The following is a 12,590-nucleotide window of genomic DNA, read 5'->3' as shown; positions in this document are numbered from 1 at the left end:
GAGCCCGCCGCCCGCCGGACGGCTTGCCGCGCCGCCCTCGGCGGCGAGCCGCGCGACGCGATGGCGCAGCGCGGCGAGTTGATGAAACGACTCGCGCATAATGTTCTCTATATGTTCTTTATAGCGCTTTGCCGCTGGCGCTTGTCAAGGCGGTGGGCGTTGCGTCGGTTTATCTCGCGCAAGGGCGCGAAGAAGAAAATCTCACACAAAGACACAAAGAGGGCAGTTGCCGCCGCAGCGTCGCTTTATCTTCATTTGAGGAAAATGGGCCGGACGTCGTCAAAATTATGCGGGCACAACCGCCCTCTTTGTGTCTTTGTGTGAGACTCTCCGAAAACCGCCCTCGCGGCTAAAGTCTTCGGGCCTTTGCGCCTTTGCGTGAGATAATCAGCGCCCCGCCGCGTCGCTCCCGGCGCCGCTATCCCCGCCCAGCGCGCGGAACAGCGCGATTCGCGTCTGGACGAGCAGCAACCCTGTGCCGATCTCGCTGCGCCGCGCCGCGTAGAGGCTGCGCTGCGCGTCGAGGCTGGCGAGGAAGCTGTCGACCCCGCCCTTGTAGCGCGCGTCGGCGAGCATCGCGGTGTCGGCGGCGGCCGACGTGTTCGCTGCGGCGGCGCGGACGCGTTCCGCTATCGTGCCCTGCACCGCGAGCGCGTCGGCGACTTCGCGAAAGGCGGTCTGGATCGCGCCTTCATAGCTCGACAGCGCGGCATCGCGCTGCGCCTTGGTCGCATCGACCCCGGCGCGGCGGCCGCCGAAGTCGAAGATCGTCGCGCTGGCGTCGCCCCCGGCCGACCAGTTGAACGATCCGCCGTCGAACAGGCTTCCCAGTGCATCGCTCGCGAAGCCGAGCAGCCCGGTCAGCGAAATCGCCGGGAACAGCCGCGCGCGCGCGACGCCGATGTCGGCGTTGGCGGCGCGCAGGCGATATTCGGCCTCGATCACGTCGGGGCGGCGGAGCAAGATCCGCGAATCGACCCCCGGGGGAAGCGACACGACGCCCGGCGTCGCCTCGGCGAGCCCGGCGGGAAGCAGCGCACGGTCGAACTCGGCGCCGACGAGCAGCCGGATCAGATTCTCGTCCTGCGCGAGCGCGGTCTTCTGCTGCGCGATCGAATCCTCGGCGGTCGCGAGAATCTGTTCGGCCTGGCGAAGATCGGTGCGCGGCGCGACGCCGCCGTCGAGCCGCGCCCTGGTCAGCCGCACGCTTTCGCGCGCGTTGGCGGCGGTATCTTCGGCGATCTTGAGCAGGTCGCGGTCGGCGCCATAAGTCGCCCAGCTGTTCGCGAGATCGGCGATCAGGCCGAGCCGGACCGTGCGCGACGCCGCCTCGGTCGCGAGCGCGCTGTTGCGGTCCGATTCGGCGGCGTTGGCAAGACGGCCGAACAGGTCGAGCTCGAACGCGGTGATCCCGCCGCGCAGCGAGAAATCGCCGCTGCCATTTCCGCTTCCTCCACTGTCCGAATAGCCCGCTCCGGCGCTGGCGCCGATTGCCGGAAATTGCCCCGCTCGACTCACGCGGGCCTGCGCGCGTGCCGCGGCGACATTGGCGTAGGCGGTGCGAAGGTCGCGGTTATTTTCCAGTGCCTGATCGACGAGGCGCTGGAGCCGCGGATCGGTGAAGATCGTCTTGTACGACAGGACCGGCAGCGCCGCCTCGCTCTGCAGCAGATAGGCATCGCCCACCGGCCAGCTTTGCGGCACCGGCGGCGCGGGCAGCACCGTCTTCGGCGCGAGCGAGCAGCCGGCGAGGAGCAGCGGCGTTGCAATCAGAAGAAATATGCGCGGTTTCATGCCGTCACCTCGGTCCCACCGTCCTTCTTGCCGAACCGCTGGCGCATCGCCGCGAGCCCGTCGCGCACCCCGCGGCGGACGAGCACGAAGAAGAGCGGGATGAAGAAGATGGCGAGGAAGGCCGCGGTCAGCATCCCGCCGATCACCGCGGTGCCGATCGCGACGCGGCTGTTCGCGCCCGCGCCAGTCGCGATCGCGAGCGGCAGCACGCCGAAGATGAAGGCAAAGCTCGTCATCAGGATCGGGCGCAGACGGATGCGCGCCGCCTCGATCGCCGCCTCGATCACGCGCTTGCCCTTCCGCTCCTCCTGCTCGGCGAATTCGATCATCAGGATCGCATTCTTCGCCGCGAGCCCCATCGTCGTCAAAAGGCCGATCTGGAGGTAGACGTCATTCTCGAGCCCGCGCAGCGTCACCGCGAACACCGATCCGACGAGCCCGAGCGGGATGATCAGCAGCACCGCGAGCGGGATCGACCAGCTCTCGTAGAGCGCCGCGAGGCAGAGGAAAACGACGAGCAGCGACAGCGCATAGAGGAGGGGCGCCTGCCCCGACGACAGCCGTTCCTGATAGGAGGAGCCCGCCCAGGCGACGCTGGTGCCGGGAATTTCCGCCGCCATTCGCTCCATCTCGTCCATCGCCTCGCCCGAACTGGTGCCGGCGGCGGGCTGGCCCGAGATTTCGAAGGCGGGGACGCCCTGAAAGCGCGAGGTGCTGCTCGGCGTCGTCGACCAGCCGATGTCGGCAAAGGCCGAGAAGGGCGACATCTGGCCGTCCGACGAGCGGACATACCATTGGCCGAGATCCTCGGGCTTGGCGCGATATTGCGCGTCGCCCTGAACATAGACGCGCTTGACGCGGCCCTTGTCGATGAAGTCGTTGACGTAGCGGCCGCCCCATGCGGTCGACAGGGTGTTGTTCACGTCGCCGTTGGTCAGGCCGTAAGCGGTCAGCCGCTGCGTATCGATGTCGATCTTGAGCGTCGCGACGTCGGGAAGGTCGGACAGGCGGACCGAGGTCAGCTTCGGATTGGCGTTCGCCATGTCGAGCAGCCGGTCGCGCGCCGCGGCGAATTCCTCGCGGCTCATCCCGCTGCGGTTCTGGAATTCCATCGTGAACCCCGATGTGTCGCCAAGGCCGCGCACTGCGCCAGGGACGAGCGCGAACACCTGCGCGTCGCGAAGTCCCGACAGCGCCTTGCGCGTCCGGTCGGCGATCGCATCGGCGCTATTCTCCTTGTCCGGCCGCGAATCCCAGTCGATGAGGTTGATGAAGCCCTGGCCGGTGTTCTGGCCGACCGCGCCGCCGCCGCCCCCGCCGCCAGCGATGAGGAACAGCGCGCCGACATTCGCCTTTTCCTGCGTCAGCAGATATGTCTCGATCTGGTCGCGTACCTGCAGCGTGCGTTCCTGCGTCGCGCCGGCAGGCAGGCGGAACTGGACCGAGACGCGGCCCTGGTCCTCATTCGGCAGGAAACCGCCGGGCAGCCGCACGAACAGCACCGCGAGCAGCGCGACGATGAGCAGATAGAGGCCGACGAATCGCCATTTGCGATCGACGACCTTGGTCACGCTGCCGACATAGCGTTTGACCATAGTGTCGAAGCGGGTGTTGAAGCCGTCCTGCGCACGTTTCATCGCGGCATGGGCGCGCGGAAAGCGATGCGCGCGCTCGCGCGCTTCGCCGTGCGCCAGCCGGGGTTTGAGCAAGGTCGAGGTCAGCGCGGGGCTGAGGATCAGCGCGACGAGCACCGACAGTGCCATCGCCGAGACGATCGTGACCGAGAACTGGCGATAGATGACCCCGGTCGATCCGCCGAAAAAGGCCATCGGCAGGAACACCGCCGACAGCACGAGCGCGATCGCGACCAGCGCGACCTGCAGCTCCTTCATCGACTCGATCGTCGCCTCGCGCGCCGACATGCCGGGATTTTCCTCCATCAACCGCTCGACATTCTCGACGACGACGATCGCGTCGTCGACGAGGAGGCCGATCGCCAGCGTCAGGCCGAACAAGGTCAGCGTGTTGATCGTGAAGCCCAATATATAGAAGACCCCGAAGGTGCCGAGCAGCACGACCGGAACCGCGATCGCGGGGATCAGCACCGCGCGCCAGCTCTGCAGGAAGACGAACATGACGAGGACGACGAGCAGAATCGCCTCGAACAGCGATTTCTGTACCTCGCTGACCGACAGCTTGATGAAGGCGGTCGCGTCGTTGGCATAGCTGTAGGTCAGCCCGTCGGGAAAGTCGGCGGCGAGTTCCTGCATGCGCGTCTTGACGCGGTCGGCGGTTTCGAGCGCGTCGGAGCCGGGCGACAGCGAGATCGACATGCCCGCGCCCGGGTGGCCGTTGATGCGGACGATCGTCGCATAATTTTCGGCGCCGATCTCGACCCGCGCGATATCCCTGATCCGCACGCTCGACCCGTCGGGCAGCGTCTTGAGGACGATATTCTCGAACTGCTCGGCGGTCTGCAGCCGCGATTGCGCGGTCACCGTCGCGTTGAGCATCTGTCCTTTCGGCGCCGGGGTGCCGCCGACCTCGCCCGCCGCGACCTCGGCATTCTGCGCGGTGATCGCATTGACCACGTCGCCGGGCATCAGCGAGACCGCGGCGAGCCGCTGCGGGTTCAGCCAGATCCGCATCGCGTGCGGCGACCCGAACACATTGACGTCGCCGACGCCCTCGACGCGCGACAGCGGGTCCTGGATATTCGACGACAGGAAATCGGACACGTCCTGGAACGAGCGCGTGTCGGTGGTGTCATAGACGCCGACGAGCAGCAGCGAGTCCGAATTGGCCTTGGTGACGCGGATGCCCTGGCTCTGCACCTGTTGCGGCAGACGCGAGATCGCCGAGGCGATCTTGTTCTGCACCTGCACCTGCGCGATATCGGGGTCGGTTCCCTTGGCGAAGATCGCGGTGATGTTCGCCTGTCCGCGCGAACTCGACTGCGAACTGAAATAGAGCAGCCCGTCGATCCCGGTCAGTTGCTGTTCCAGCACCTGCGTGACGCTGTTCTCGATCGCTTCGGCCGACGCGCCCGGATAGGAGGCGCGGATATTGACCTGCGCCGGCGCGATATCGGGATATTGCTCGATCGGCAGCGAGAAGAGTGCTCCGAGACCGCCGAGCATGACGACGATCGCCAGCACCCAGGCAAAGATCGGCCGATCGATGAAGACGCGCGACATGGGGGTTTATCGACCTTTCGCCGCTGCGTCCTTGCCCGCGGGTGCCCCCAACCGCTGCGGACTGCTTGCCGGAACCGGCTTGATCGGCGCACCCTGTTTGAGGTTGCCGACCCCCTGCGTGATCACCTTGTCGCCGGGCTTCAGCCCGTCGGTGACGACCCAGTTCGCCCCCACGGTGCGCTCGGCGACGACCTTGCGCCGCGCCGCCTTGTTGTCCTTGCCGACCAGATAGACGAAGGCCGACCCGTCGAAATCGCGCTGCACCGCGGCTTGCGGCACGAGCATCGCGGTCGGGTTGATCGCCTGATCGAACAGCGCGGTCACGAACATGCCGGGAAGCAATAGCCCCTGCGGATTGGGGAAGCGCGCGCGCAGCGTCACGGTGCCGGTTTCCTCGCTGACCGTCACTTCTGAAAACTGCACCGTGCCGGCGAGGGGATAGTCGCTGCCGTCCTCGAGTTTCAGCCGCACCGACGTGCCGCCGGGGGTCACGCCGCCGCTGGCGAGCGCCTGACGCAGCCGGGTGAGGTCGGCGCTCGACTGCTGCATATCGACATAGATCGGGTCGGTCTGCTGGATTACCGCGAGCGGGGCCGCCTGGCTCGCGCTGACCAGCCCGCCGGGGGTCACGAGACTGCGTCCGATGCGCCCGCTGATCGGCGCCGCGAGGCTGGTGTAGCGCAGGTTGATCCGCGCGGTTTCCAGCGCGGCGGCATTTTGCGCGACCGCGGCGCGCGCGCTGCGCGCCTGCGCCAGCGCGTCGCTGTAATCCTGCTGCGATACGGCCTGAATTTTCGCGAGCGGCTCGAAACGCCGCGCCTTTTCCTCGGCCGCCTGCACGCTCGCGCGCGCGCTCGCCAGATTCGCCGCGGCCTGATCGACCGCCGCCTGATAGAGGCTCGCGTCGATCTGGTAGAGCGGCTGGCCGGCGCGGACGAAACCGCCTTCGGTGAACAGGCGGCGGCGGATGACGCCGTTCACCTGCGGCCGGACCTCGCTCGTCTCGAAGGCGACGGTGCGGCCGCCGAGCGACGTGGTCACCGGCACGGCTTCCTGCTGGACGACGACATAGCCGACTTCGGGGGTGCGATTGCCGCGGCCTTCTTCCTTTCCCGAACAGGCGCCGAGCGAAAGCGTCGCCACGCACAGGGCTCCGATCAGGAGCAGCGGCTTCTTGGTCGTCATTCGATAAATCCGTCTCGGGTTAGGCCGGGCGGCTGGGGAGTCGGGGCTATTCAGCCCATCGCCCTGCACCATGCAAGTGCTTTCAGGCGCTTGCGACAAAGTGCGACAATTGGATTGCGTGTGAAATCAGCCGGGAACGAGCAGTCCCCGGCTCTCGCGCACCTCGGCATCGAGCCAGTCGATGAAGGCACGGATGCGCGGCTGCGGCGCGATGTCGCGGTGGAGCGCGAGCCAGAAGGCGCGCGCAATCGCCTGTTCCGGCCGGATGCGTACCAGCGCCGGGTCATCCGCGGCGAGGAAGCAGGGCAGGACGCCGACCCCGGCGCCGCCCGCGATCATCCGCCGCTGCGCGAGGATCGACGAGGACCGGACATTGGCGCGCAGCCCCGGCTCGATCTCGCCGAGATAGTCGAGTTCGGGCGCATAGAGGATGTCGGGCATGTAACCGATCACCGGAATCCCCGCGCGCGCCAGCGGCGTACGCTCAGCCGCCGCCTGCCAGTCGGGCCGGTCGGCGGGCGCGTAGAGGCCGAGGCTGTAGTCCGCCAGCTTGCGCGTGATCAGCGGGCCTTTGCGGGGGCGGGCGAGCAGGATCGCCATATCGGCCTCGCGCCGCGACGGGTCGAGGAAGCCCGACGAGGCGACCAGATCGATCTCGAGCTCGGGGTGCGCCGCGACGAAAGAAGCGAGCCGCGGTGCGATGAAGCTGTTGCCGAAGCCTTCGGAGACGCTGACCCGGAGTTGCCCCGACAGCCCCGATCCGCCGTCCGCCATGTGGATGCGCGCCGCCGCCGCCGCCATCGCCTCGGCGTGCGGGACGAGCGCGCGGCCCGCCGCGGTCAGGACGAAGCCGGTCGGCGCGCGCTCGAACAGGGTCTGGCCGAGCGCTGTTTCGAGCGCGCTGACCCGGCGGCTGACCGTCGTCGCATCGACGTGCAGCGCCGCGCCGGCGCGCGCGAGGGTGCCGTGGCGCGCGACGAACAGGAAATATTGCAGCTTGTCCCAGTCCATCTGCCTGCAAATATGCAGCATCGTCCTGCAAGTCTATCCCTTGCAATCGGGCCGCAACTGGTCTGTGGCAGACGCAAGATTTACCGGGAGACTCAACAGCCATGCGACAGATCGACCATCACATCGCCGGCGGTGCCGGCGGCAGCGCCAGCGGTTCGGGGCGCTTCGGCGACGTGCTCGACCCGAACAATGGCGGCATCCAGGCGCAGGTCGCGCTCGGCGACCGCGCCGTCCTCGACCGCGCCGTCGCGGCGGCGAAGGCGGCGCAGCCCGGCTGGGCGATGACGAACCCCCAGCGCCGCGCCCGCGTGATGTTCGAATTCAAGCGGCTGGTCGAGGCCAATATGGAAGAGCTCGCGCAGATGCTCTCGGCCGAGCATGGCAAGGTGATTGCCGACGCGCGCGGCGACGTCCAGCGCGGGCTCGACGTCGTCGAATTCGCCTGTGCCGCGCCGCATGTGCTCAAGGGCGACTATACGATCGGTGCCGGCCCCGGCATCGACGTCTATTCGATGCGCCAGCCGATCGGCATCGGCGCGGGCATCACCCCGTTCAACTTTCCGGCGATGATCCCGCTGTGGATGGGCGCGATCGCGACCGTCGTCGGCAACGCCTTCATCCTCAAGCCGAGCGAGCGCGACCCGTCGGTTCCCGTGCGCCTGTCGGAACTGTTCCTCGAGGCCGGGATGCCCGAGGGCATCTTCCAGACCGTCCACGGCGACAAGGAAATGGTCGACGCGATCCTCGACCATCCCGATATCGGCGCGGTCAGCTTCGTCGGCTCGTCGGACATCGCGCATTATGTCTATAACCGCGGCGTCGCTAACGGCAAGCGCGTCCAGGCGATGGGCGGCGCGAAGAACCATGGCATCGTCATGCCCGACGCCGACCTTGACCAGGTGGTGAACGACCTCACCGGCGCCGCCTTCGGCTCGGCGGGCGAGCGCTGCATGGCGCTGCCGGTCGTCGTCCCCGTCGGCGAGGACACCGCGAACCGCCTCCGCGAGAAGCTCGTCCCCGCGATCGAGGCGCTGCGCGTTGGCGTGTCGACCGATGCCGAGGCGCATTACGGCCCGGTGGTCACCGAAGCACACAAGCAGAAGGTCGAGGGCTGGATCCAGAAATGCGCCGACGAGGGTGCCGAACTGGTCATCGACGGCCGCGGCTTCACGCTGCAGGGGCATGAGAAGGGCTTCTTCGTCGGCCCGACGCTGTTCGATCATGTCACTCCCGACATGGAAAGCTACAAGGAAGAAATCTTCGGCCCCGTCCTCCAGATCGTCCGCGCCGCTGATTTCGAGACGGCGCTCGAGCTGCCGTCGAAGCACCAGTATGGCAATGGCGTCGCCATCTTCACGCGCAACGGCCACGCCGCGCGCGAGTTCGCCGCGCGCGTCAATGTCGGCATGGTCGGCATCAACGTGCCGATCCCGGTGCCGGTCGCTTACCATACGTTCGGTGGCTGGAAGCGCTCGGCGTTCGGCGACACCAACCAGCACGGCATGGAAGGCGTGAAGTTCTGGACCAAGGTCAAGACCGTCACCGCACGCTGGCCCGATGGTTCGCCGGATGGCGGCAACGCCTTTGTCATCCCGACGATGGGCTAGGCAACCCGTGCCCCGCGCCGGACATTTCTCCTGTCGAAGGAGAAAGACGATGATCCGATACGCACTCCCCATAGGGCTGCTGCTGCTCGCCGCGTGCGGTGGGGGCGCCAAGGATGGCAGGGACGAGCAGGCCGTTCCCGACGACAGCGCCACCAAAACGGCGCCGCTAATCCCCGAAGCCGCGCCCTCCGCACCGGCCGCGGCGCAGGAGAGCTTGCCCGACTATATCGCCGACCCTGCGGTCAAGCCGCCCGCGAAGCCCGAGCCCGGTATCGGCACCGGCGAAGCGGTGATCCCCGCCATGCTCCGCGGACGCTGGGCGCTCAAGGCGGCCGACTGCCAGGCCAAACGCGGCACCGACCTGACGGCGCTGGCGATCGATGCGACGAGCCTCGGCTTCTATGAATCGCATGGCGTTCTGGCGCGTATTCGCGAGCGCAGCACGACGCGCCTCGTCGCCGATTACAAGTTCAGCGGCGAGGGCGAGGATTGGGACCGGCTGATGCAACTCACCGTCGAGGACGGCGGCAGGACGCTCGTCCGCCGCGATTATGGCGAGGGTGCCGCGCCCGAGCCGATGCGCTATAGCCGCTGCGCCTGATGGCAAGAAAGGGAGACTCATGATGGATATTCGCCTGTTCGCAATCGCCGCCGCCGCCCTGCCGCTCGCCGCCTGCGCGGGAAGCGAAGGTCCGGCCGAATCGGCCCCGCCGCCGCCCGCCGAAATGACCTGCAACGCCGATGCTGGGCAGAGCTTCGTCGGCCAGACGGCGACGCCGGATCTGGGCGGCGCGATCGTCAAGGCGACCGGCGCCCGCACGCTGCGCTGGGGGCCGCCGCGCTCGGCGATGACGATGGATTACCGGCAGGACCGGGTGAACGCGATGTATGACGACGCGTACAAGATCACGCAGGTCACCTGTGGCTGACGGTTCGCGCCGCAACCATAGTTCCGCATCCCCCTTCGAACCCGTCTATGGCTACAGCCGGGCGGTTCGGGTGGGGAACCGAGTCGATGTCGCCGGCTGCGCGCCGATCGAGCCTGACGGTTCGTCGACCCCCGGCGACGCCGGGGCGCAGGCGGCGCGCTGCCTCGCGATCATCGGCGAGGCGCTCGAAGCGCTCGGCGGCAGCTTCGCCGATGTCGTCCGCACCCGCATGTATATCACCGACGCCGCAGATGCCGACCGCGTCGGCCATGCCCATGGCGCGGTGTTCAAGGACATCCGCCCGGCCGCGACGATGCTCGTCATCCCCGCGCTGATCCGCCCGGAGTGGAAAGTCGAGATCGAGGCCGAGGCGGTGATTTTGTAAGAGGCCATGTTTCCCCGCCCTTCGACCGCCCGCAGGGCGGGCGCTCAGGATAAACTTCAGCCAAAGGCTGAAGGCGGGAATCCATCTCGAACCGTTTCGAGATGGCACCGGCCGGAGATGGACCCCCGCCCTCGCGGGGGAACATGATAGAGATGGCCAGTTCCGAATGGATGCTGACTTTCGTCAGCATGACGACAGAGAAAAGACGACGATGACCGACCAGTTCCAGCTTACCGACGACCAGCTCGCCATTCAGGACATGGCGCGCAAGTTCACCGCCGATCGCATCACGCCCTTCGCGGGCGAATGGGACGAGACGCATCATTATCCTGTCGACGTCTGGAAGGCGGCGGGGGAGCTCGGCTTCGGCGCGATTTACGTCGCCGAGGAATCGGGCGGCATCGGGCTCGGCCGGCTCGAAGCCGCGCTGATCATGGAAGCGATGGCCTATGGCTGCCCTGCGACCAGCGCCTATGTCTCGATCCACAATATGGCGACCTGGATGATCGACCGCTTCGGCGGCGCCGAGATCAAGGCACGCTTCCTGCCCGACCTCGTGAGCATGGAGAAGATCGCGAGCTATTGCCTGACCGAACCGGGTTCAGGGTCCGACGCCGCGGCGCTTAAGACCACCGCGAAGAAGGATGGCGGCCATTATGTGCTGAACGGCACCAAGCAGTTCATTTCGGGCGCGGGATATAACGACATCTATGTCTGCATGGTCCGCACCGGCGAGGAAAAGTCGAAAGGCATCAGCTGCCTCGTCATCGAAAAGGACACGCCCGGCCTCAGCTTCGGCGCGCCCGAGAAGAAGCTCGGCTGGAACGCCTCGCCGACCGCGCAGGTGATCTTCGAGGATTGCCGCGTGCCCGCCGAAAATCTGGTCGGCGCCGAGGGGGACGGCTTCCGCTTCGCGATGGCGGGGCTCGACGGCGGACGGCTCAACATCGGCGCCTGCTCGCTCGGCGGGGCGCAGCGCTGCCTCGACGAGGCGATCGCCTATACGAAGGACCGCCAGCAGTTCGGCCAGCCGATCGCCGATTTCCAGAACACCCAGTTCACCCTCGCCGACATGGCGACCGACCTCGAGGCCTCGCGCGCCCTGCTCTATCTCGCCGCGGCGAAAGTCACCGCAAACGCCCCCGACAAGTCGCGCTTCTCGGCGATGGCGAAGCGGCTCGCGACCGACAATGGCAGCAGGATCGTCAACGACGCGCTGCAATTGTTTGGCGGCTACGGCTATCTGAAGGATTATCCGATCGAGCGCTTCTGGCGCGACCTGCGCGTCCATTCGATCCTCGAAGGGACCAATCAGGTGATGCGGATGATCGTGGGAAGGGACTTGTTGCGCCAATGACCCCCAATTCTACAGACGACGTGCTGATCGCAACCGACGGCCGTGTCGGCCGCCTGTCCTTGAACCGCCCCAAGGCGATCCATGCACTCAACCTGCCGATGTGTCAGGCGATGATCGACGCGCTGCTCAAATGGCGCGACGACGACGCCGTCGAGGCGGTGATCATCGACCATAGCGAGGGCCGCGGCTTCTGCGCCGGCGGCGACATCCGCATGCTCGCGGAGAGCGGCGCGAAGGACGGCAAGGAGGCGCGGGCCTTCTTCCACACCGAATATCGCCTCAACCATCTGCTCTTCACTTACGTGAAGCCTGTCGTCGCCTTCATGGACGGCATCACCATGGGCGGCGGGGTCGGCATCTCGCAGCCCGCCAAATATCGCGTCGCGACCGAACATACGCGCTTCGCGATGCCCGAGACCGGGATCGGCCTGTTCCCCGACGTCGGCGGCGGCTGGTATCTGCCGCGGCTCGAAGGGCGCGTCGGCGTCTTCCTCGCGCTCACCGGCGCGCGGCTCGACGGGGCGGAGTGCCTCGCGCTCGGCCTTGCGACCCATTATCTTCCGTCCGAAAAGCTTGCCGAAGCCAAGGCGCGTATCGCGCAGCACCCCGACCGCATCGGCGGCATTTTGGGCGAGCTCTCGGTCACCGCTCCGCCCGCCGCGATCGCCGGCCGGATCGACAAGATCAACCGCCTCTTCGCGAGCGACACCTATGAGGATATCCTCGCCGCGCTCGAAGCCGATGGCGGCGAATGGGCGGCGAAGGAACTCGACGCGCTCCGCACCAAGAGCCCGCAAACCTGCAAGGTAGCGCTCCGTCAGCTCAAGGAAGGCGGCGAGATGCACGACTTCGCGAGCCAGATGGCCCAGGAATATGCGATCGGCAGCCGCGTCGTCCGGATGCACGACTTCATCGAGGGCGTCCGCGCGCTGATCATCGACAAGGACAACAGCCCGAAATGGGACCCGCCGACCCCCGAGGCTGTGACCGACGACTGGATCGACGCGATCTTCGCGCCGCTGCCTGAAAAAGAGACGTGGACCCCGCTAACCTGACCTTGCCACACATCTTCGTCACCCCGGACTTGATCCGGGGTCCCGCTTCTTAACCGTTGCAAAGCGGGAT

General features: G+C 67.0%; 10 protein-coding genes. 6 read left to right on the top strand and 4 right to left on the bottom strand.

Annotated elements, in window-relative coordinates; genetic code table 11:
- Positions 1 to 387 precede the first annotated feature (387 nt).
- The 4 genes from ACE3SL_RS10385 to ACE3SL_RS10370 all read right to left on the bottom strand — a co-directional run bounded on the left by ACE3SL_RS10385 (position 388) and on the right by ACE3SL_RS10370 (position 7,187).
- Positions 388 to 1,794 carry an efflux transporter outer membrane subunit gene (locus tag ACE3SL_RS10385; protein ID WP_374525660.1) on the bottom strand — a complete coding sequence of 469 codons (1,407 nt, stop codon included), beginning with the start codon at positions 1,792 to 1,794 and terminating at the stop codon, positions 388 to 390.
- Positions 1,791 to 4,991 (bottom strand): efflux RND transporter permease subunit, encoded by a 3,201-nt coding sequence (locus tag ACE3SL_RS10380; protein WP_374525659.1) that lies wholly within the window; start codon positions 4,989 to 4,991, stop codon positions 1,791 to 1,793. The genes ACE3SL_RS10385 and ACE3SL_RS10380 overlap by 4 nt, the downstream gene beginning before the upstream one ends.
- A 6-nt stretch (positions 4,992 to 4,997) precedes the next feature.
- Positions 4,998 to 6,176: an efflux RND transporter periplasmic adaptor subunit gene (locus tag ACE3SL_RS10375; RefSeq protein ID WP_374525658.1), complete on the bottom strand. Its 1,179-nt coding sequence runs from the start codon at positions 6,174 to 6,176 to the stop codon at positions 4,998 to 5,000.
- Between the two features lie 126 nt (positions 6,177 to 6,302).
- Positions 6,303 to 7,187, bottom strand: coding sequence for a LysR family transcriptional regulator (locus ACE3SL_RS10370; protein ID WP_374525657.1), 885 nt, complete (start codon positions 7,185 to 7,187; stop codon positions 6,303 to 6,305).
- A gap of 101 nt (positions 7,188 to 7,288) precedes the next feature.
- Here ACE3SL_RS10370 and ACE3SL_RS10365 point away from each other — a divergent pair, with 101 nt between their 5' ends.
- From ACE3SL_RS10365 to ACE3SL_RS10340, 6 genes are all read left to right on the top strand, one after another.
- Positions 7,289 to 8,794 (top strand): CoA-acylating methylmalonate-semialdehyde dehydrogenase, encoded by a 1,506-nt coding sequence (locus ACE3SL_RS10365; protein ID WP_374525656.1) that lies wholly within the window; start codon positions 7,289 to 7,291, stop codon positions 8,792 to 8,794.
- Between the two features lie 49 nt (positions 8,795 to 8,843).
- The gene (locus ACE3SL_RS10360) at positions 8,844 to 9,395 is read left to right on the top strand and encodes a hypothetical protein (RefSeq protein WP_374525655.1); all 552 of its coding nucleotides are present in this window, start codon (positions 8,844 to 8,846) and stop codon (positions 9,393 to 9,395) included.
- 19 nt (positions 9,396 to 9,414) lie between these two features.
- Positions 9,415 to 9,723, top strand: coding sequence for an I78 family peptidase inhibitor (locus ACE3SL_RS10355; RefSeq protein WP_374525654.1), 309 nt, complete (start codon positions 9,415 to 9,417; stop codon positions 9,721 to 9,723).
- Complete coding sequence (locus tag ACE3SL_RS10350) at positions 9,716 to 10,108, top strand: RidA family protein (RefSeq protein WP_374525653.1); 393 nt, start codon at positions 9,716 to 9,718, stop codon at positions 10,106 to 10,108. The genes ACE3SL_RS10355 and ACE3SL_RS10350 overlap by 8 nt, the downstream gene beginning before the upstream one ends.
- A gap of 211 nt (positions 10,109 to 10,319) precedes the next feature.
- A complete protein-coding gene (locus tag ACE3SL_RS10345; protein WP_374525663.1) occupies positions 10,320 to 11,465 on the top strand; it encodes an acyl-CoA dehydrogenase family protein in 1,146 nt (381 codons plus the stop codon).
- Positions 11,462 to 12,520 (top strand): enoyl-CoA hydratase/isomerase family protein, encoded by a 1,059-nt coding sequence (locus ACE3SL_RS10340; protein ID WP_374525652.1) that lies wholly within the window; start codon positions 11,462 to 11,464, stop codon positions 12,518 to 12,520. Before ACE3SL_RS10345 ends, ACE3SL_RS10340 begins: the two co-directional genes overlap by 4 nt.
- Positions 12,521 to 12,590 lie beyond the last annotated feature (70 nt).

Origin of the sequence: Sphingopyxis sp., assembly GCF_041916015.1 — a bacterium.
Classification (GTDB): domain Bacteria; phylum Pseudomonadota; class Alphaproteobacteria; order Sphingomonadales; family Sphingomonadaceae; genus Sphingopyxis.
Note: the sequence above shows the minus strand (reverse complement) of the source record. Positions and strands in the feature narration are given on the sequence as shown.

Coding starts and splice junctions, on each gene's coding strand:
- ACE3SL_RS10340 (WP_374525652.1), top strand. CDS start 11,462: ATGACCCCCAATTCTACAGACGACGTGCTGATCGCAACCGACGGCCGT.
- ACE3SL_RS10355 (WP_374525654.1), top strand. CDS start 9,415: ATGATGGATATTCGCCTGTTCGCAATCGCCGCCGCCGCCCTGCCGCTC.
- ACE3SL_RS10365 (WP_374525656.1), top strand. CDS start 7,289: ATGCGACAGATCGACCATCACATCGCCGGCGGTGCCGGCGGCAGCGCC.
- ACE3SL_RS10375 (WP_374525658.1), bottom strand. CDS start 6,176: ATGACGACCAAGAAGCCGCTGCTCCTGATCGGAGCCCTGTGCGTGGCG.
- ACE3SL_RS10345 (WP_374525663.1), top strand. CDS start 10,320: ATGACCGACCAGTTCCAGCTTACCGACGACCAGCTCGCCATTCAGGAC.
- ACE3SL_RS10360 (WP_374525655.1), top strand. CDS start 8,844: ATGATCCGATACGCACTCCCCATAGGGCTGCTGCTGCTCGCCGCGTGC.
- ACE3SL_RS10385 (WP_374525660.1), bottom strand. CDS start 1,794: ATGAAACCGCGCATATTTCTTCTGATTGCAACGCCGCTGCTCCTCGCC.
- ACE3SL_RS10370 (WP_374525657.1), bottom strand. CDS start 7,187: ATGGACTGGGACAAGCTGCAATATTTCCTGTTCGTCGCGCGCCACGGC.
- ACE3SL_RS10380 (WP_374525659.1), bottom strand. CDS start 4,991: ATGTCGCGCGTCTTCATCGATCGGCCGATCTTTGCCTGGGTGCTGGCG.